The following is an 18,999-nucleotide window of genomic DNA, read 5'->3' on the forward strand; positions in this document are numbered from 1 at the left end:
CCTTTCTGGCTATATGTCAGGGTTTCGTTCGCGGCATCACGCGAGCACGATGCCGCCTTCGGCGATCGGACCCGTCTTCTCGAAGCGATCGAGGGCGAAGGGCTTCATCCGGCGGTCGATCCGGCCCCTGGCGATCGCTTGCGCCAGCAGCTTCCCGGCGGCCGGGGCGCCGGCGAAGCCGTAGGACCATCCGGCCGAGAACCAGAGGTCCTTCAGGTCCGGATGCTCGCCGAGGAGCGGGGCATAGTCGGACGAGGCATGGAACTGCCCGGCCCAGTGGCGCAGGATGCGGACCTCGCCGAGCTGGGGGAACATGTCCAGGTAGACTTTCGCCATCTGGGCCATCACGGGCACGTCGACCTTCAGCGACATGCGCGGCGTCTCGGGCACTTCCGTCCCGCCGACCACCTCGCCGCGCGCGGTCTGGTGGAAATAGGCGAGGCTGTCGATCAGGGCGATGGCGGGCTTGATGAGCGGCCGCGTGGGCTCCAGCGCCATGGCCTCGATGCGCATGCCGAAGCCGTTGAGCGGCACGGCGGCCATGGCGGCGATATCCGGGTTGTTCGGCCCGGCGCAGGCGACGATGCAATCCGCCTCGATCCTGTGGTCGCCCACCAGCACCGCGCTCGCGCGCGTGCCCGTCCGTTCCACGCCGCTGATCGCCGTCCGGTAGCGAACGTCGACGCCGCTGCGCCGGCAGAAGGCCAGCAGGCCCTTCATCACCGCATGGTGCGGCGCGACGCCCCCTTCGGGCTGGTGCTGCACGGCGCGGACGCGGGACTTGTCGATCGCGGGAAGGAGATCGTCGATCTCGCGGCGCGACAGCATCCGGCTGTCGACCCCGAGGCTCTTCTGGACCTTCAGCCCCTCGAGCAGCATCGCCTCGCTTTTCTCGGTCTCCGAAACCACGGAATAGCCGCGTTGCGTGAACATGACGTTCTCGCCGAGGCGCTTCGACCAGGTCCGCCATTCGCCGACGGTCAGGACGAAGAGTTCCGTCCAGGCCACGGAGGCGAAGCCCGGCCGGATGAGCGTGCCGTTGCGGCCGGAAGCCCCGCCCTGCCAGTAGCCGGCATCGAGGACGAGGATATCCCGCTGCCCCTGCTCGACCAGATTGAAGGCGACCGAGAGGCCCTGCACGCCGCCGCCGACGATGACGACGGATGCACGTCTGGGAAGGGGCTTGTTCATCGGTCGGGCTCCACGAGCGCGGCAAGGCCTGCCGCCTGCGCCACCGTTATCGAGCGCCGGGGAGGCCGATGGGTGGGGCGGGCGAACGCCTCCGGCTCGACGCCGATGCGGGCGGCGAGCAGCGCCAGCATGTGCTCCCAGCAGGGGAAGCCCTGGCACGTTCCCATGCCGCAGGAGGTCAGGCGCTTCAGCACCTCGGGGTCCGTCTCGCCCTCGTCGATGTGGCAGTAGAGCTCGCCGGCCGTCACATCCATGCAGGGGCAGATCAGGGTGCCGGGATGAACGTGCCTGCGGGCATGAATGCGCTCGTCGCCGAGCGCCGCCGCCCCGATGATAGACATCGTCTCCGGAAGCGGGCGCGCGAGCACCTGGAACATCCCCTCGCCCGAGGCCTGGAAGCCGAGGCTCGGATCGATCCGCCACGGTCCGGCATGGACGACGGCGTCGCATCGGATCTCCGTGCCGGTGCGAATGGCCGTCACCCGGCTGCGTCCCCTGATCTCCACGAGCTCCTCGATCGGCCCGCGGTGAACCACGTCCACGCCGAGGGAAACGAGCCTGTCCGCAAGGTCCTTCTCCGCTCCCGTCCCCACGACCGCGACGCGCCCTCCCGGCATGACGCGATGGACGGCGGCGAGCTGGAGGGCGGAATGGGCATCGAGCACGCCGGGCAGCTGGTTGCCTCGGACCAGCGGCGGGATCGAACGCCGCCCGGTCGCAAGGACGGCCGCCCGGGGATCGAACGCGACCGCGCCCCGCCGATTGTCGTGCGGTGCCCCGACCATGAGTGCGCCGTCGCGGTAGACGCCGAAAAGCTCCATTCCCGCAAACAGCCGGACCCGCGGGTCGAGCGGCTCGACGGCCACGCCGGCGGCGCCCGCGAAACGGGCAGGGCGGTCCCCTCTCGTGACGAGCGCGACCGTCTCGCCGAGCCCGGCCCGGCGGTTCGCCTCGGAAATCCCGGCAGGCCCGCCGCCGACGACGAGGCAATCCACCGCCATGCGTTCCCCGGGGACAAGCGACGCCCGGGCGGCGACGTCGGCAGGACGCGCCACCCCGGCGAGGTTCGCCATCGCCCTTTCGGCAAGGCGATAGGCAGGCCCGCCCTTCGGCATCCAGGCGCCGTGCTCGAAGCCGCCGTAGACGAGCTTCGGCGGCAGGACCTGGGCGAGCCTCAGAAGATCGAAACGCGGCGACGGCCAGGTGTTCTGCATTTCGACGACGAGGCCGTCCTCCGCCCGGACCTGGTCGAGGCGCACGTTCGGGCGTCCGTCCACGCGGGCAAGCACGCCCGCCGGATAGGCGCCGCTGTAGCCGAGAGGCCGGTGGATCTTGCGCGACCGCGCGAGCGTGGTGATGCCGGCGCGCCAAAGGGCGGCCGCCACGCTGTCGCCCTGCCGCGCCCTGATCGGCGCGCCGTTCCAGAGGAACGTCACCTCGGCCTGCCGGTCGTCGTCGCTCATGATCCCCTCCCCTTGCCTCCTCACGCGCCGATGACGACGATGTCGTCGACGGTCCACGCCATGCCGATCCGGTCGCCGGCGTTCATGCCGGCGACGGACGCGACGTCCCGGCTGCGCAGGTTGACCTTGCCGCCATCGTTCATCCGCACGACGAGCCGGTACTCGACCCCGAGATAGATCTTGTCTTCGATCACCCCGACGCCCGCATTCTCCGTTTCGGAGCCGGCCGCGACCGCATGGATCCGCTCCGGCCGGAGCACCACGCAAGCCTTGCGCACCTTGGCGAGCGCTTCGGACCGCGGATCGCCCGGCGGCAGGCTGGCCGTCCAGCCGTCGCCTTCCACGACGGTCCCCTCGCCCGTCGAGCGGACCGCGCCGCGCAGGAGGTTAGCCTCGCCGATGAAGTCGGCGACGAATTCGGACCGCGGCTGAAGGTAGAGCTCGTGCGGCGTGCCGATCTGCTCGAGGCGCCCGTCCTTGAAGATGGCGATGCGATCGCTCATGACCAGCGCCTCCTCCTGGTCGTGCGTGACCGAGACCACGGTCGCGCCGACCTGCCGCGTGATGTGCATGATCTCGATCTGCATCTGCCCGCGCAGCTTCTTGTCGAGCGCGGCCATGGGCTCGTCCAGGAGCACGATGTCCGGCCTGAACACGAGGGCTCGCGCCAGCGCGACGCGTTGCTGCTGGCCGCCGGACATCTCCTTCGGATAGCGCTTCGCGCAATGCGCCAGGCCGACGATCTCAAGCATCTCCATGCCGCGCGTCTCGCGCTCGGCCCGCCTGATGCCGCGCGTTTCCAGCGGATAGCCGATGTTCTCCAGCACCGTCATGTGCGGGAAGAGGGCATAGTCCTGGAACATCATCCCGATGTTGCGCTTCTGCGGCGGAACCCCGGTCATGTCCCGGCCGTCGATCAGCAGGCGTCCGGCCGTCGGCCGGATGAAGCCGGCGATGGCGCGCAAGAGGGTCGTCTTGCCGGACCCCGAGGGGCCGAGCAAGGTCAGGAACTCTCCCTTGCGAAGTTCGATGGACACGTCGTCGAGAGCCTTGACGACCCCGTAGGACTTCGAAACCCCTTCGAGTCTCATGGCCGTGCCCGCGGGGTTCTGAAGGACGGCGCTCATGATCTGGCTTCCCTGATTTTATACGAGAGCAGGACGCCCAGCGCCGACAGCACGATGAGGATCGCGGCGACGGCGGCCGTGGCGGGGTCGAGGTTGGTGCGCACCTGGTTCCAGATCATGATCGGAACCGTGCGGGTGCGGACATCGGCGAGAAACAGCGCGATGACGACCTCGTCCCAGGAGGTGATGAAGGCGAAGACGGCGCCCGACAGGACGCCGGGCATGATGAGCGGCAGCGTCACCCGCCGGAAGGTGAACCAGCGGCTCGCGCCGAGGCCGAGGCTGGCGGGGGCGAGCGACGGGTTCACCATGCGCGCGCTCGCAAGGACCGAGACGACGACGAAGGGAATGGCAAGGACCGTGTGGGCGAGGACCAGCCCGAGCCGGGTCGCGACGAGCCCCCACCCCGAGAACACCATGTACATCCCCACCGCGAGCACGATGACGGGCGTGACCATGGGGCTGAGGAGAAGGCCCATGACCAGCGTCTTGCCGGGAAAACGGTGCGCGTGCAGCGCAAGTGCCGCCGCCGTCCCGATCACGGTGGCAAGGATCGCCGCGGCAAGCGCGACGACGAGGCTGTTGACCAGCGCCGCCCGCCAATCCGCCGCACCGATGACCTTTCCGTACCATTCGAAGGTGAAGCCGACCGGAGGGAACTCCAGCGTCGACGTCGTCGTGAACGACATCGGCACGGTGATCAATGTCGGCAACAGCAGGAACACGGCCGTCAGGCCGACCACGACCCAGAAGAGAACGCGCCTCAGCCTGTCCATGTCACGCCTCCCCTTTCCGGCGGTCACGCATCTGAAGGGCGGCCCGTGCGGCCCCGAACAAGCCGAAGGCCATGGCCGTCAGGACCATGAGGACGACCGCGAGCGCGGCTCCCAACCCGAAATTGAGCTGCTCGTTGAACTGGCCGGCGATCATCTGCGCGATCATCATGTCGCGCGGGCTGCCGAGCAGCGCCGGCGTTATGTAGAAGCCGAGCGCCAGCGTGAACGCGAGGATCGCGGAGGCCATGACGCCGGGCAGGGACAGCGGGAAATAGACCCGCGCAAATCCCCTGAGCCAGCTCGCGCCGCAGATCGACGACGCTTCCATGAGGCGCAGGTCGATCTTCTTCATCACCGTGTAGAGCGGCAGGACCGCGTAGGGCAACAGGATATGCACCATGCCGATGATCACGCCCAGCGGCGTGCGGATGAGACGGATCGGCCTGTCGATCAGGCCGGCGGCGATCAGGAAATCGTTGATCAGGCCGGTGTTCTGAAGCAGCACGATCCAGGAGAAGCTGCGCAGCAGAAGGCTCACCCAGAACGGGATGAGCAAGGCGACCGTGAGAACGAGCAATGCCGCCCGCCCGCCGTGCGCCATGGCATAGGCATAGGGATAGGCGATGGCCACCGTGACCACGGTCACGATGAGCGACACCCGGAACGTCTCGCCGATAACCCTGAGGAAGACCGGCGTGGTGAAGATCTGCCGGTAGTGTTCCGCGCTGCCGTCCGGCAGCGAGATCGCCACGAGCTTCAGCAGCGGAAACACGAAGAAGAACGCGAGGAACAGGATCGCGGGCGCGATCAGCCAGAACGCCGACGGCGGTCGGAAGCGTCCCATCGCCTTCGCCGGCATGCTGCGATCATGAAGTGATACGGTCATCATGTTTCCGAACAGGGAATTGGGCAGGGACCCGCCCGGCAGGCCGGGCGGGCCGCTCGCCGGAAGATCTTACTGGAGAAGCCACTCCTGGAAGCGCAGGTCGACGTCCGCGCCGTTTTCAGCCCACCACTCCGCGTTCATCAGGACGCGCGTGTCGAGATGGTCGGTCGGCAGGTTGCCCTTGAACTTGCCGTCCACGGAGGCAAGGGCATTCTTGTTGGACGGGCCGTAGGGCATGTACTTGGTGAACTCGATCTGCTGGGCCGGCTCGGTGAAGAAGTCGATCGCCTTCATCGCCGCTTGCCTGTTCTTCGTGCCCTTGGGAACCACCCAGTACCCCGTCTGCGAGGTCCAGTTCGTCCAGTCGACCTTGATGCCCTTCTCGGCAACGTTCAGGGCGCGCCCGATCCAGACGAGGGCCATGCCCGCCTCGCCGCTCGAAAGAAGCTGCTCGGACTGCGAGCCGCTTTCCCACCACACGATGTCGGCCTTTATGGTATCGAGCTTCTTCAGCGCCCGCTCCACGTCGATCGGGTAGAGGTCTTCGGGCTTCACGCCGTCGGCGATCAGGGCCGTCTCGAAGATGCCCGACGCGGCATATTTCCAGACCGCGCGCGATCCGGGGAACTTCGCGGTGTCGAAGAAGTCGGCAAAGCCCTGCGGCGCCTCGCCGCCGAATTCGTCGGCATTGTAGGCGAGCACCGTGCCCTCGATGTCCGAAGCCACGCGGTAGGTTCCCGCCGCGCCCTCGATGAACTTCGACCTGTCGACGATCGAATAGTCGATCGGCTCCAGCCATTGCGCGTCGGCTTCAAGGCCGAAGCTGTCGTCGGTCAGCACCAGATCGAGCGTGACGTTTCCGGTCTCGACCATGGCCTTGAGCTTCGCATTGCTGGAAGCGCTGTCCTCGACGATCTCGATATCCGGGTTCTCTGCCATGAAGGGCTGGAAGTAGGATTTCGACTGGGCTTCCTGGTAGGCCCCGCCGTAGCTCGAAATCGTCAGCGTGGTGTCCGCGGCGTTGACGGCCGTGCCGGCCAGAAGCGTCGCAACGACTGCAATTACAAAGGTCTTGCGCATTTGGTTCCCCATCCTTTTGCTTTGGAGCTGGTCAATTCTTCGTTGTCGGCGGTCAGGCTTCGACAGCCGCCTGGACGGCGATCTCGACGAGGATGTTCTCGGCCGCCAGGTTCGCCTCGACCGTGGCCCTTGCCGGCAGCGCATCCTCGGGCACCCACTCTTCCCAGACCGTGTTCATCGCCGCGAAATCCGCCACGACATGTTTCAGCCAGACCTGCGCGAAAAGGATCTTCGACTTGTCGGTCCCGGCCTTTTCGAGAAGCGCGTCGATGCGCGACAGGACCTGGGCGGTCTGGCCGGCGACATCCTGGCTGCGATCCGCCGGAACCTGGCCGGTGACGTAGGCGATCCCGTTGTGGACCAGGACATGGCTCAGACGCTTGCCGTTCGGCTCGAAACGTTGGATCGACATTCTTCCTCCTTGAAGCGGTTTCTATGTTTGATGGCTTTTCATCGCGCCGGACGGCTTCAGCCCCTTCGCGGCGCTCGAGATCGCCCGCGCCGTATTGACGAGCTGCGGCGCAAGGTCCGAGAGCACCTGTTCGGGCCGCCAGCGGCTGAAGGGCACGGAAATGTTGATCGCGGCGAGCGGCTGCCCGTCGGCATTGACGACACAGGCGCCGACGGCGATATCGCCGACGTAGATTTCCTCGGTGATCAGGGCGAACCCGTCGGTCCGCGCCCGCACGAGCAGCGCCAGCAGCTCCGCCGGGTCCGTCACCGTGTGCGCCGTGTACGCCACCCGGCTGGATCGCTCGATATAGGACGCCGCGGCCTCGGTCGGCAGGGCGGACAGGTAGGCGCGCCCGGCTGCGGTGCAGTACATGGGAAGGCGCTGGCCGATCGGGACATGGATCGGCATTTCCTTGTGGCTGGTAAAGCGGGCCACATAGACCATGTCCGTGCCCCAGGGCTCCAGCAGGTTGCAGCTCTCGCCCGTCTGGCGGTTGAGCTGCTGGATGAAGGGATTGGCCCGTTCGATCAGTTCGGCCGTCTGGAGATAGCCGGTGCCGATCTCCAGCGACTTGACCGTCAGGCGGTATCGCTTGGAGCCGCCGTCGCGGGCAAGGTAGCCCATCGCTTCCAGCGTGAACACGGAGCGCTGGATCGTGCTCTTGTTCAAGCCGGTGGCGTCCGCCAGCTCGAGGAGGTTCATGGCGGGTCTGGAAGGCCCGAACGCCGTCAGGACCGAGAGGCCCTTGGCAAGAGCGGTGACATAGAGAGGTGAGTCTTCGACTTTTGTCATCGTACCGGATCGCGGGAGGTTGAAGGGAACCGCAGTCATACCACTCCCCCTCCTGCTGTCACGCCGCCATGCCGGTTCGGCGACGGGCACGGCACGCGGCCGGGCATCGATTGCGGGTCTCTTGCGGGCGTGCGGTCGTCCATGGCGTCACCCTGCCCTGCGGGCTTCGCGGGCGTCCCTGGCATGCAGCCAGCGATACGCCATCCACTGCCCCAGCCGGATGAAGGAGGCGAAGGGGTAGCGCTCCGGCTCGCGCGCGAGGAACGCGGCGCCCGTCTCGAACGGCCGGCCGGCCGCCATCAGCGCGAGCTTCGTGCCGAGATGGATGGAGAAGGAAACGCCGCTACCGGCATAGCCGCCCGCGGTGAACACATCGCCCATCGCCGGCACCCTGTAACAGAAGGGAAGAGAGTTCCGCGTGACCGCGACCCAGCCGCCCCACCAGTGATCCACGGAAATTCCGGCGAGCGCGGGAAACTTGCGCGTCATGGCGTCGTAGAGATACTGCCGGTGACGGGGCGCGGCGGCGTCGCTGCCGGAAATGGCGCTCCGCCCGCCGAAAAGCATCCGGTCGTCGGGCAGCCGACGATAGTAGAAGAGCAGCCCGCGGGTATCGAACATGCATTTTCCCGACGGAAGGCTCGCCTCCACCTGCGCCTGGCTCATCGGCGCCGTGACGATGATCTGGGAATGAACGGGCAGGATCCGCGCGGCGAGGCGCGGATGGAGGCGCGAGGACGTATATCCGTTGGTCGCCACGATGACGCGCCTTGCCCGGACGGTCCCCGCCGGCGTCACGAGACGATGCGTATCGCCCTCGCGCATCCAGTCCGTGGCGGGCGAATTGGTGTGGATCCGGGCACCGTGGCTGCGCGCCATGCGGTGAAGGCCGCGCGCCAGCTCCAGCGGGTTCAGCGAGAAGCCGTCGGGCAGGTAGAGCGCGCCGTGGCTTTCCGGCCCTTCGTGGACGCCGTGCAGGCCGCCGGCATCGACGTATCGCGCCGGATAGCCGAGAACCTCGTTGTAAAGCTCTTCCTCTCGGCGGAGCGCGCCGGCGTGGGCGCCGAAGGCCGCCACTTTGTAGACGCCGTCGGGCTGCTTGTCGCAGGCGATCCCGCCCGTGGAGATCAGGTCGCGGACCGTATCGAGACCCTGCCTCAGCTCGTCGAAATAGGCCCGCGCGGTATCCCGCCCGTAGGTCTTGACGAGGCTCGACCACGGAACGCGGCCGCCGGAGATGCGGGCGAAGCTTCCATTGCGGCCGCTGCATCCCCACGCGGAAGACCGGGCCTCCAGCACGGTCGCCTTGATGCCATGATCCCGGCCGAGCGCCAGCGCCGCCGACAGGCCCGTATATCCACCGCCGATGATCGCGACGTCGACGCTCAAGTCCCCGGCGACCGGACCGTCGTCGGCCGGCGCCTCGTTGCCGACCTTGAGCCAGTAGGAATCCGGATCGGGCTGGCTGCGATCCGGAAAAGGATGGACAAGCGGGTCGTACATCAATTACTTTCTATCGCTATGCGATTTTATAATATCGTTTTTTATAGAAGATCATAGTGATATCGCCATGTCAAGATCGTTTCCTATAGGCTGGATCAAATTGGAAAAAGCCGGCCAGGGCGCACAGACACCGACGCGTGAGATGGGGTGGCGGTATCCGATCGAGTTAGCCGGAAACCGATCCGGTTGAACGAGGCCGAGGAGGATCGTCGATTATCTACGGCAGACGCCGCGTGTCCCATCAGGTCGCCGCTAACGACGCAATCAAAAGTGGAATCCCGGAAGATCGAGAACGACCGTCCGCTTGATGGTGGCTTAAGGGGTGACCGCCTTCGACCGGTAGGTCCGCGACCAGGCATCGGCCACGTGCGCCAGCGAGACCTCGTCGATCCCCGGCTTGAGGGCGATGCCGAAATCGTCGCGGTTCCAGAAGGCGAGCACGTTGCCGAGAACCGTGGCGGCGAACGAGCGGCTGAACCGGAAGGTGCTGCTCGCATGCCGCGCGTCCCAGCGGTCGACGCCGAGGTCCCGGGCCACGGCCTCCGCCCTTTCGCGGCCGGCGATGGCCTCGATCAGGGTCAGCATCATGGGCACGGATGCGGTGATGCCGGTGGTCGTCGCGACCCGTCCGTCGATCACGAAGCGACGGTCGGCGACGTAGTCGATCGCCGGGCTGCGCCGAAGCAGGTCCTTCAGGTAGTACCAGTGCGTCGTGGCGCGCCTGCCGTCGAGCAGGCCGGCGGCCCCGACGACCTTGGCCCCGGCGCAGACAGCGATGACGACGGCGCCCTTGTCCGATTGCTGCCGCAGCCACGCCAGTACGGCGGGGTCGTCGTCCCGGCTCATCGCCGGCACGATCACGTAGTCCGCGCCGTCCGGATGCGCAGCGTCGAACGCGGCTATCGTCGCGTCCGGCTCGACCGCGTTGAGCGCGGGATAGAGGCGCACCGGACCCGGGCCGGCGGCCAGCATCAGCACATCGGCGATGTCGGCCCGCCGCAGGATTCCGGTCGGCACCACGTAGTCGGTCGTCTCGGTCGCGTCGTTGAGGCCGATGACGGCGATGACCGGCCGCCGACGCTCGGGCGGCCGGAGCGCATCCAGCATTGCCGTCGTCTCGCTGGCGGGCACCGGCGGCGGAGATGCCGCGACGTCGGACGGCAGCGCCGCCAGCCACAGAGCGAAACCGCCCGCCGCGACGACGACGGCCCCGATCAGTCCCCACATGGCGATCCTGCGCTTCCTCACTTTGGTTCTCCGCGTTCCGGGTTGACTGGAGGCGATCGCCGGCCGATCATGGCCGAAATGACAGAAATCGGGCAGAAACCGCCATGCCGCGAAGCATCGCCGTCGTGCTCCATCCGGGCTTTCAGCTGCTCGACGCGGCCGGGCCGACCGCGGCGTTCGAGATGGCGGAGCGCTTCCGGCCGGGCAGCTACGCGCTCACGGTCATGGCGCCGGGCGTCTCCCGCGCGACCATGCGTGTGGAGAGTTCCTCCGGCCTCAGCCTCGCGGCCGAGCCGCTGCGCGACGGTCCCTTCGATACCGTCCTGGTTTCGGGCGGCGAGATCATCCGCTCCAGGGCGGCGGCGCAGCGGATCGTCGCCTGGCTCAAGACCGTGACGGCCCGGCGCATCGCCAGCGTCTGCTCCGGCGCCTTCCTGCTCGCGGAGGCCGGTCTGCTCGACGGCAGGCGCGCCACCACCCACTGGGACAGCACGGAGCGGTTCGAGCGCAGCTACCCGAAGGTGACGCTGGACGCCGAGCGCATCTTCATCCGGGACGGCGGCATCTGGACCTCGGCGGGGATTTCGGCCGGCATCGACCTGGCGATCGCCCTGATCGGGGACGACCTCGGCCCGGACATCGGGCGGCGCGTCGCGCAGCAGCTCGTCGTCCACCGGCGCAGGCCGGGCGGCCAGTCGCAGTTCTCCGCCCTCGTCGAGCTCGGCGGGCGGACCGGCCGTTTCGCCGCGCTGATCGACTGGATGCGCGCCAACCTCGCCGAGCCGCTCACCGTGGAGCGCCTCGCCGAGCGCGCCGCGATGAGCCCGCACAACTTCGCCCGCGCCTTCACCGCCGAGACCGGGACGACGCCCGCCAAGGCCGTGGAGCGCCTGCGTCTCGAAACCGCCCGCACGGCCGTCGAAACCGGCCACGAACCGCTGGAGCGCATCGCCGAGACCACCGGCTTCGGCGATCCCGGCCGCATGCGCCGCGCCTTCCTGCGAGGCCTCGGCCAGCCGCCGCAGGCATTGCGGCGAACCCGGGCATGGGAGCCTGTCGCCGGCGTTTTAGACTGATCGCGTCGAACATCTCCTCTTCGAGGTGGACATCGTCGTCGTACCACGCCCTCCTGCGGTCATTCGCGTGAAAGCTCTCGTCGAAGGGAGTGCCGGTCGATACGGTTTCAGCCGCGCCGGGCAGCCTCGATTGCGGCGACGTCGATCTTCTTCATCCCCATCATCGCCTCGAAGGCGCGCTTTGCTTCGGCGCCGCCGGCGGCCATCGCCTCGGTCAGCACGCGCGGCGTGATCTGCCAGGAGATGCCCCATCTGTCCTTGCACCAGCCGCACACGCTCTCCTCGCCGCCATTGCCGACGATGGCGTTCCAGTAGCGGTCCGTCTCCTCCTGATCGTCCGTGGCGATCTGGAACGAGAAGGCTTCGCTGTGCCTGAACGTCGTGCCGCCGTTGAGGCCGATGCAGGGAATGCCGGCGACCGTGAAGTCGACCGTCAGGACATCGCCGGCCTTGCCGGACGGGAAGTCGCTCGGAGCGCGATGGACCGCGCCCACGAAGCTGTCGGGAAACGTCCCGGCGTAAAACCTGGCCGCGGCCTCGGCGTCCTTGTCGTACCAGAGGCATATGGTGTTCCTGGCGATCGTCATCTGCTCGTCCTTTCTTTTCCGGCCGCAAGCCGCCGTGCCTACTGGTCGATCTCGGGCACGACGAGTTTCGCGAGCTTGTCCAGCGAGTCCTGCCAGCCGAGATAGCAGGCCTCGGCGGGGATGATATCCGGCACACCCTGCTGCTCGATGTTCATTTCCGTGCCGACCGAGACGGCCCTCAGGCTCACCGTGACCGTCATCTCACCGGGCAGGTTGGGATCGTCGAAGCTGTCGGTGTAGACGAGGCGCTCGCCCGGGACGAGCTCCAGATAGGTGCCGCCGAAGGAATGGCTCTCGCCCGTCGTGAAGTTCCGGAACGACATTCTGTGGCGACCGCCGGCCTTCGCATCGAGTTCGTGAACGGTGCAGAGGAAGCCATAGGGCGGAAGCCAGCTCGCCACCGCGTCGGGCTCAACGAACGCGCGGTAGAGCTTCTCGGGCTTGACGGCAATGACGCGATGCAGACGGATCGTGCTGGGCATGGTGTTCTCCTGTGGTTCGGTTTCATCCGCGCGTTCGATCTTACGAGGGCGCCTGCCTCCGCCGTCGCAGCGCTCCGCGGGCAGCCACCCGTCGTCCGATGCAGTCAAGACGAACGAAGCGAGGAGAATCCGACATGACATCGGAATAAGTTTGGCGCTGGCGGTTTCCTTCACCGGCTCGCGGTTTGCCGCGGATATGCCGGCAGCTCGGCTGCCGGTCGCAATGGGCGCCCCGCCTCTTATGCGACACGCACGCCGCACCGTGACGGGCAGCTTAAGGGACCGCCAGCGGTCAGCCCGCTGTCCGCGGAGCGTCCGGGATGGCTGCCGGTCCGTCGACGGTCCCATCACGGCACCTCTTCCTCAGGCACAACAACGCTTCTTCAACCACCCTCTCACCAGCATGTTTTTATCCACGCCTCCGCGGGGGAGGCGACCGCCGGGTTGGATGCTTCCCATGCATCAACTGCGCGTTTCGATCCACGTCTCCGTGAGGGGCGACTCGCCCTCGGAGCCCCAGTAGGGCGGGTCGAGATAGTTTCGACCCACGCCTCCGCGAGGGAGGCGACCAGCGCAGCGGGCCGTCCTGGTAGACCGAGAGGTTTCGATCCACGCCTCCCCGAGGGAGGCGACTGCTCCCTGTATAAACTCGGACGATCAAGGTGCCATTCAGGTCGGGGGCGGGCTTTGCGCTCCCATGTTCCACACGCTTCTGCCAATTCGCACCGGGAACCCCGCCCTCGTCGCCGTCACCATCGCCATGGCTCACAGCAATTCCAGAATCTCGACACCTCCGGGCAGACCGTCACGATCGATGGCGACGATGTAATCGGAGAAGGCTCTCGCCGGCGGCAGGTTGTCCAGCCGCTGGTCGATGACGCGGAATTCGCCATCGACATTGCGGCCGATGCGGATGCGCTCGAACAGGACATGTGCCGGCGCGTTGCCGAGCGCGTTGTCGTGCTTGAACGCCACCAGCCTGCGCGTCGCCATCTCGCCGCGCGCGGCAGAGCGGTCGTGCTCGAACATGGTCGTGAGCGCCTCGAACAGCAGGGAAAGGTCGCTTTCCGAAAACCCCGTGCGCTCCGCGAACTTGGCGGAGATGAAGCCATGCGCGACGTAAAGACCGTAGGGAACGATATGCTTTCGCCCCATGGTGCGGTTGTCGGTGCGCTCGCTGGTGTCGTCGCCCTCGGCCTTCCGCTTCCTTTCCGCCTCGTTGGTGGCCGCCATGCGGGTGATCGAGATCTCGAGCGGCAGGATCGGCTCGACGGAGCGTGCGAAGGTCATCTGCACCGGCCCCTTCACCTGGCCGGCATTGACGCCGGTGGACATGACGGCGCCGAAGGTGCGCACATCGAAGAAGTTGCGGCACATGAAGGCGGTGACGGCCTTCGCCTCCGCATCGTCCTTCGGGTTCAGCTTCGCGTCCTTCCCGACCTTCGGGTCGCCCTCGCGGATCGCCCTGTAGGCCTGCCGGTGCTTGTCGTTGAGGATCGCCCCCTCTTCGACGTAGATGTGGAAGCCGTCCTCGCCGTGGCGGGCGAGATCGACATAGTTGCGGATCTTGCGCTTGAGGCTGACATCCGTCACCAGCCCCCTGTTCGTCTCCGGGTCGAGCCGCGGCAGGTTGCCCGCGTCCGGGTCGCCGTTGGGGTTGCCGTTGACGACCTCGAAGATCAGCACGAAATCATAGCGGTTGGCGATCGCGGTCATGCGGAAGTCTCCCCCGGGGAAGCGGCTTCAGCCGGCTTCTTGAAAAACTCGTTGCGCTGGTGATGGTAGCCGAGGCCGAAAAGCGCCTGGTCCTCGGCGGAAAGCGACGCCGGGAAAGGGTCCGCGCCGGGGCTCATCAACTCCATGATGGCACCGACCTGCTTTTCCAGAACGACCTTGTAGCCGGGCTTCTGCTTACCGACCTTGGACAGGTGGTTGGCCGAGCCGCCCTCCAGCAGGTGAAACACCTTGCGCGGCTGCGCGGAGGCCGAGCCGTAGAACTTGTCCTTGATCGTGGCGTTGACCTTCGAGCCGAGCGCCGCGATCTGGATGTGCTCATAGACGGCAAACAGCCGCCCGAGCAGATAGCCCTTGTTCCGGTTTGTCGGATCGAGCGCCACGGGGGCCTCCCTGCTTTTGAAATTGCGGATGAGCAAAGCCTTGAGAATGCCGGCGCGCAGGGCGTTGATCTCGCCGTCGGCGCGGATGCGCGTCAGCACCGACGACAGCAGCGTCAGCGGATAATGCGTGCCCGACAGGATCGAACGCATCCACTCCCCGGCAAGGTTCGGCGTGACGTTCTCTCCCTTGCCGAGGACGGCGGTCTCGCGAAGATAGCGCCAGAGCGGCGGGAAAGGATCGCGCGGCGGCGGCTCGACCCGCATGTCGGAGACGAACTGCTGGTGATGCCGCATCAGCTCGCCGAAACTGCCGGAATGGAAGAAACGGATGGAAAGCCGGGCGGCATTGGGAGCAAGCCCGAGCACGTGGAACCGCACCTTGCCGAGGTCCGGCTCCGCCTCCTCGAGCGGCACACCCTTGCGGATCCGCTCCAGCCGCTCGCGGATACGTCTCGCCCCGATCTTCTCGTCCGCCTCCCGCTCTTCGTCGACGGTGTCGAAGAGGGCGGGAAACATCGTCTCCGCCGCCTCCGCCGCCCCCGCCTCGGACGCATCCGCCCAGAAGACCGTCGAGGCATCGCCGATCTGGATGCGGTGTCCGCTGTCCCTTTCCAGAAACCGGTTGAGCGCGGTCGCATAGGCGAAGGCGGCGGCCTCGGACACGGGCGCGTTGTCACCCTGCTCGTGGCCGTAGGAGGTGAAGGCGTCGAGGTTGAAGGAGACGAGCGCCGCGCCTGACGATTGCGCGCCCCGGACACCCTTGATGGACGGATGAAGGCGCGCAACGGCTCCGGGCTCTCCGCAAACGAGGCAGATTTGCTCCCTGCCGCTCTGCCGGCTCGACAAACGCTCCCACAGGGCCCTGGCGGCAGGACGGTCGTGCAGGAAGATGTTCGCGCGCCGGTCGCTTTCCAGCGCAAAGACCACGTTCCGGTCCTTCATGTCGTCCTGCCAGGGCGAAGCCTGGAACCGCTCCGGCGACCACGTCGTCAAGAACGACAGGAAAGCGCGCAGACCGGGATCGTCGCTCTCCCCCAAGTCCGCCAGATGCCGCTCCACGAAAGCCCGATGCTCGTCTGCCGTGCGTCGTCCCTCGCCAGCAGTCACCCCCAGGACATAGGAGGTCTTGTCCCAGAGAAAGTTCGGCGCGATGCCCGCCGTGCGCTTCACGGGCTGCGGCACAAGCATCGGCCGTGGCCACGCCCTTCTGCCCTCGCCCTCGCGCCAGTCGGTGACGCCGGCGACGGACCCGTCCTCGTTCAAGCCGACGACGACACCGATCTTTTCCGAGGAGTACCCGAACGGCGGCGCATCCGGCAGGCGATCATAGGCCCTTGCAAGCGCGGAAAGGATCGTCATCGCCGAACCTCCGGGGAGCCGGGCGACGGAACCCGCATCACGCCGTTCTCCAGCGCGGCGCGGAAGAAAAGCGACGGCCGCCCCTCCGTCGCGTGATCGATGTCGAACAGCATGAAGCCGAGATCGCGGCTCTCATCGATCGCCTTCGGCAGCGGCGCATCGGGCGGGAGCAGTTCGAAATGCGCCGCGAATTCCCGCATGCCGAGGCAGTGCTGGTGAAAGCACTGGCCCCGCGCCGTGCGGCGGTTGAAGATATCGAGGTGCTTGCCCTCGTTGTCATCGGGGCCGGCCTTCCCCGTCAGCTCGAAATGTGCCTCGATCACATAGGCCGGCTTCACCAGCACGGTGGCGGCGCGCTGCTGGCGATCCTCGTCCACCAGCAGGTTCAGCCCCTCCAGATCGCCGCGCTTCATCGCCGACCGGATCTTGCCCGCCGGCGCCTTGTGGCCGACCTCGTTGCGCCGGATCGACTGGAAGCGAATGGGCTCCAGCACATGGATCGCGTCGATCACCCAGCGGATCGCCGGCTTCCAATGGATCGCTTCCAGCAGGCCGCGCGCCGCGGAGGGCGTCATCACATCGTAGGAGACGCGCTCGACCTTCATCTCCGGGCGCGTGAAGCAGGCATAGTCGCCCCAGACTTTCAGGCGGATTCCGAAGGCCATGGCGTCCCTCCCCAAGACATTCAAAACGCATGAGAACACCCGTTGCCGGAGGTTCCGCTAGAAGATCATATCCTCCACGCCGGGATAGCCCGCATCCTCCCAGAGCAAGCCGACGTCCGGGCGATACAGGCTGGCCGTCTGCAGGACAGCAAACTGGTCCCCCCTCCATTGCGGCGCAACGAATGCGGCATGGCCGTTCCCGATCAGCAAGTCCCTCGCCTTCGGAGGCACCTGCACTACCGAGGATTGCAGTTTTCGCGCCAGCAATCCAGAGGGAATCGCCTCCACCCTCAGTCGATCAACAGCCTTCCTTGCCTCCTCGTCCAGCGCCACGATCACCGGCGCCAGCCCGCTTTCGACCATGCGAAAATCCTGGCCGACCGTGCGATAGTCGAAATGACAGCCGGTACGGCCATTCAGCATGAAGCGGCCGAGGATTTTCTTTCCGTCCATGCCCTCGCCCATGCGCCAGTAGACCTCGCCGAAATAGTCCTCGACGGCGGCGAGCGAGGTGAGGTCGGCATGCTTGTCGATGATCCGCTTCATGTCGCCGATCAGGCCGCGGATTTCGGCGGGAGGCCGGTGGGCCGGGGGATTGAAGACCGTGACGATGCTGCTTTCGCGGTCGCGCCTGCCTTCCCGATTGACCCTGCCGGCAGCCTGTATGATCTGGTCCAGACCCGCCTCGGCCCGCCAGGCGACGGGAAAATCGACGTCGACTCCGGCCTCGATCAGGCTCGTGGCGATCAGGCGGCAGGACCGCCCGTCCTTCAGGCGATCCCGCACATCCGCCAGGATCCGCCGGCGATGCGCCGCATATTGCCGTGTCGTCAGGTGGACGACTCCCTCCAGCCCGGTCTCGATCGCCCGCAGGTAGAGTTCCAGCGCATGGCGCCGGCTGTTGACGATGACCAGTGCCTGATCGTGGCCGGCAAGGGCATCGAGCAGTGCGGCATCGTCCATATCGCCGGCATGGACGATGCGCGTGCGTGCGAGTTTCGCGGCCAGCCCCCGCGGGTCCGGCGCCAGCTCCCGGCCCTCCAGCGGCAGGCCGCCGGGCAATTCCGGACGTTTGCCGAGCGCCGGCTGCGTCGCCGTGCACAGGACGACCGTGCAGCCGTAGCGACGCGCCAGTTCCTCCAGCGCCCGCATGATCGGCATCAGCAGGGCCTTCGGCAAGGTCTGCGCCTCGTCCAGCACGACGATCGAACCGGCGATATTGTGCAGCTTGCGCGCCCGTGACGGGCGGGCCGCGAACAGGCTCTCGAAAAGCTGCACGGTCGTCGTCACGACGACCGGCGCCGCCCAGTCCTCCATCGCCAGCTTCAACTTATCCTTGCGCTCGCGCCGCTTCGCGTCGAACGACTCCTCCTCGATGGAGGAATGGTGCTCGAGGACATTGCCCTCCCCGAGCACGGAGCGAAAGATTTCCGCCGTCTGATCGATGATGCCGGTGAAGGGAATGGCATAGACGATCCGGCGGTGCCCGTGCCGGCGGGCGTGATCCAGCGCGAAGCCGAGGGAGGCAAGCGTCTTGCCCCCGCCGGTCGGTACCGTGAGCGTGAACAGGCCCGGCTTCCGCCCGGCCCCCGCGCGCGCATGGGCCAGCACCTCGCGGCGCAAGGAATTCAACATCCCTTCCTGTCGCGAAAGCAAGGCCATGTGCGCATCGAAACGCGCGATGAAGTCATCGATCAGCGCGGACAGCGCCGGCCAGTCGCGGTCCGCCTCCCTCTCGCCCAGCGCCACATAGTAGCGTTCGGTATCCGCGAAATCCGCATCCACCAGCGCCGAGAACAGCATCCGCCCCATGAAGGCCCAGGAGAAGGCATGGCCGGCCCGGTCGGTGGGGAAGCGCTGGACCATGTCGGGCGCGAGGCCAGCAATCTCCGCCTGCAATTCGTCCATCCAGGCCGGATCGATTGCCTGCGGCTGCTTCATGCGATGATCGAAGGTGCCGGGTCCGTCCAGCCTGTCGGGCAGGCCCGCATGGTGCCCGAGAATACAGTAGCCGATGACCTGCGCCATGGCGGCATCGCTCCCCCCGGCGAGATCGCGCAAAACCTGCGCACCGGCCGTGGAATGATCGACGGGCTCCGTCGCGCCGTCCAGGCGTTGTTGAAAAGCAGGACTGTATTTTCCGAGGTCGTGAAAAAGCAACGGTGTTAGGCCGCAAGCGTTTTTGTGAGATGGTCTCTCATTCTTGCGTTGAGG

At 66.9% G+C, this 18,999-nt stretch carries 16 protein-coding genes and 1 pseudogene; 1 reads left to right on the plus strand and 16 read right to left on the minus strand.

Going from position 1 to position 18,999, the window contains the following annotated elements; genetic code table 11:
* Positions 1 to 36: 36 nt before the first annotated feature.
* The 10 genes and pseudogenes from NNZ72_RS11130 to NNZ72_RS11175 all read right to left on the minus strand — a co-directional run.
* A complete protein-coding gene (locus NNZ72_RS11130; protein WP_257315379.1) occupies positions 37 to 1,191 on the minus strand; it encodes an NAD(P)/FAD-dependent oxidoreductase in 1,155 nt (384 codons plus the stop codon).
* Entirely contained in the window at positions 1,188 to 2,654 is a 1,467-nt protein-coding gene (locus NNZ72_RS11135) for a 2Fe-2S iron-sulfur cluster-binding protein (protein ID WP_257315380.1), read from the minus strand. The genes NNZ72_RS11130 and NNZ72_RS11135 overlap by 4 nt, the downstream gene beginning before the upstream one ends.
* Before the next feature lie 20 nt (positions 2,655 to 2,674).
* Positions 2,675 to 3,781, minus strand: coding sequence for an ABC transporter ATP-binding protein (locus NNZ72_RS11140; protein ID WP_257315381.1), 1,107 nt, complete (start codon positions 3,779 to 3,781; stop codon positions 2,675 to 2,677).
* Entirely contained in the window at positions 3,778 to 4,557 is a 780-nt protein-coding gene (locus tag NNZ72_RS11145; RefSeq protein ID WP_257315382.1) for an ABC transporter permease, read from the minus strand. The genes NNZ72_RS11140 and NNZ72_RS11145 overlap by 4 nt, the downstream gene beginning before the upstream one ends.
* A 1-nt stretch (position 4,558) precedes the next feature.
* The gene (locus tag NNZ72_RS11150) at positions 4,559 to 5,443 is read right to left on the minus strand and encodes an ABC transporter permease (protein WP_257315383.1); all 885 of its coding nucleotides are present in this window, start codon (positions 5,441 to 5,443) and stop codon (positions 4,559 to 4,561) included.
* Positions 5,444 to 5,512: 69 nt separating this feature from the next.
* On the minus strand, positions 5,513 to 6,523 hold the full coding sequence (locus NNZ72_RS11155) for an ABC transporter substrate-binding protein (RefSeq protein ID WP_257315384.1): 1,011 nt from the start codon (positions 6,521 to 6,523) through the stop codon (positions 5,513 to 5,515).
* Between the two features lie 52 nt (positions 6,524 to 6,575).
* Positions 6,576 to 6,935, minus strand: coding sequence for a RidA family protein (locus tag NNZ72_RS11160; protein WP_257315385.1), 360 nt, complete (start codon positions 6,933 to 6,935; stop codon positions 6,576 to 6,578).
* Between the two features lie 21 nt (positions 6,936 to 6,956).
* Entirely contained in the window at positions 6,957 to 7,769 is an 813-nt protein-coding gene (locus NNZ72_RS11165) for an IclR family transcriptional regulator (RefSeq protein ID WP_257315386.1), read from the minus strand.
* Positions 7,770 to 7,916: 147 nt separating this feature from the next.
* A complete protein-coding gene (locus tag NNZ72_RS11170; RefSeq protein WP_257315387.1) occupies positions 7,917 to 9,272 on the minus strand; it encodes an NAD(P)/FAD-dependent oxidoreductase in 1,356 nt (451 codons plus the stop codon).
* Positions 9,273 to 9,593: 321 nt separating this feature from the next.
* Positions 9,594 to 10,499: pseudogene (locus NNZ72_RS11175) on the minus strand (DJ-1/PfpI family protein); the annotation flags it as partial.
* A gap of 104 nt (positions 10,500 to 10,603) precedes the next feature.
* On the opposite strand from NNZ72_RS11175, the gene NNZ72_RS11180 reads away from it, so the two are divergent.
* Positions 10,604 to 11,575 carry a GlxA family transcriptional regulator gene (locus NNZ72_RS11180; RefSeq protein ID WP_257315389.1) on the plus strand — a complete coding sequence of 324 codons (972 nt, stop codon included), beginning with the start codon at positions 10,604 to 10,606 and terminating at the stop codon, positions 11,573 to 11,575.
* Positions 11,576 to 11,682: 107 nt separating this feature from the next.
* On the opposite strand, the gene NNZ72_RS11185 is transcribed toward NNZ72_RS11180, so the two are convergent.
* From NNZ72_RS11185 to cas3, 6 genes are all read right to left on the minus strand, one after another.
* The gene (locus tag NNZ72_RS11185) at positions 11,683 to 12,156 is read right to left on the minus strand and encodes a VOC family protein (RefSeq protein WP_257315400.1); all 474 of its coding nucleotides are present in this window, start codon (positions 12,154 to 12,156) and stop codon (positions 11,683 to 11,685) included.
* A gap of 44 nt (positions 12,157 to 12,200) precedes the next feature.
* Positions 12,201 to 12,644: an SRPBCC family protein gene (locus NNZ72_RS11190; RefSeq protein WP_257315390.1), complete on the minus strand. Its 444-nt coding sequence runs from the start codon at positions 12,642 to 12,644 to the stop codon at positions 12,201 to 12,203.
* 765 nt (positions 12,645 to 13,409) lie between these two features.
* Positions 13,410 to 14,360 (minus strand): type I-C CRISPR-associated protein Cas7/Csd2, encoded by a 951-nt coding sequence (gene cas7c, locus NNZ72_RS11195; protein WP_257315391.1) that lies wholly within the window; start codon positions 14,358 to 14,360, stop codon positions 13,410 to 13,412.
* Positions 14,357 to 16,120 carry a type I-C CRISPR-associated protein Cas8c/Csd1 gene (gene cas8c, locus NNZ72_RS11200; protein WP_257315392.1) on the minus strand — a complete coding sequence of 588 codons (1,764 nt, stop codon included), beginning with the start codon at positions 16,118 to 16,120 and terminating at the stop codon, positions 14,357 to 14,359. The genes cas7c and cas8c overlap by 4 nt, the downstream gene beginning before the upstream one ends.
* Positions 16,117 to 16,785 carry a type I-C CRISPR-associated protein Cas5c gene (gene cas5c, locus NNZ72_RS11205; protein WP_257315393.1) on the minus strand — a complete coding sequence of 223 codons (669 nt, stop codon included), beginning with the start codon at positions 16,783 to 16,785 and terminating at the stop codon, positions 16,117 to 16,119. The genes cas8c and cas5c overlap by 4 nt, the downstream gene beginning before the upstream one ends.
* A gap of 57 nt (positions 16,786 to 16,842) precedes the next feature.
* Positions 16,843 to 18,999, minus strand: a 2,157-nt coding sequence (gene cas3 / locus NNZ72_RS11210) for a CRISPR-associated helicase Cas3' (RefSeq protein ID WP_257315395.1), incomplete at its 5' end; no start/stop codon positions are given.

Origin of the sequence: Shinella pollutisoli, assembly GCF_024609765.1 — a bacterium.
Taxonomy (GTDB): Bacteria; Pseudomonadota; Alphaproteobacteria; order Rhizobiales; family Rhizobiaceae; genus Shinella; species Shinella pollutisoli.

Excerpts from the sequence above, each read along its gene's own strand:
- NNZ72_RS11130 (WP_257315379.1), bottom strand. The coding sequence starts at position 1,191 with ATGAACAAGCCCCTTCCCAGACGTGCATCCGTCGTCATCGTCGGCGGC.
- NNZ72_RS11135 (WP_257315380.1), bottom strand. The coding sequence starts at position 2,654 with ATGAGCGACGACGACCGGCAGGCCGAGGTGACGTTCCTCTGGAACGGC.
- NNZ72_RS11140 (WP_257315381.1), bottom strand. The coding sequence starts at position 3,781 with ATGAGCGCCGTCCTTCAGAACCCCGCGGGCACGGCCATGAGACTCGAA.
- NNZ72_RS11145 (WP_257315382.1), bottom strand. The coding sequence starts at position 4,557 with ATGGACAGGCTGAGGCGCGTTCTCTTCTGGGTCGTGGTCGGCCTGACG.
- NNZ72_RS11150 (WP_257315383.1), bottom strand. The coding sequence starts at position 5,443 with ATGACCGTATCACTTCATGATCGCAGCATGCCGGCGAAGGCGATGGGA.
- NNZ72_RS11155 (WP_257315384.1), bottom strand. The coding sequence starts at position 6,523 with ATGCGCAAGACCTTTGTAATTGCAGTCGTTGCGACGCTTCTGGCCGGC.
- NNZ72_RS11160 (WP_257315385.1), bottom strand. The coding sequence starts at position 6,935 with ATGTCGATCCAACGTTTCGAGCCGAACGGCAAGCGTCTGAGCCATGTC.
- NNZ72_RS11165 (WP_257315386.1), bottom strand. The coding sequence starts at position 7,769 with ATGACAAAAGTCGAAGACTCACCTCTCTATGTCACCGCTCTTGCCAAG.
- NNZ72_RS11170 (WP_257315387.1), bottom strand. The coding sequence starts at position 9,272 with ATGTACGACCCGCTTGTCCATCCTTTTCCGGATCGCAGCCAGCCCGAT.
- NNZ72_RS11180 (WP_257315389.1), top strand. The coding sequence starts at position 10,604 with ATGCCGCGAAGCATCGCCGTCGTGCTCCATCCGGGCTTTCAGCTGCTC.
- NNZ72_RS11190 (WP_257315390.1), bottom strand. The coding sequence starts at position 12,644 with ATGCCCAGCACGATCCGTCTGCATCGCGTCATTGCCGTCAAGCCCGAG.
- cas7c (WP_257315391.1), bottom strand. The coding sequence starts at position 14,360 with ATGACCGCGATCGCCAACCGCTATGATTTCGTGCTGATCTTCGAGGTC.
- cas8c (WP_257315392.1), bottom strand. The coding sequence starts at position 16,120 with ATGACGATCCTTTCCGCGCTTGCAAGGGCCTATGATCGCCTGCCGGAT.
- cas5c (WP_257315393.1), bottom strand. The coding sequence starts at position 16,785 with ATGGCCTTCGGAATCCGCCTGAAAGTCTGGGGCGACTATGCCTGCTTC.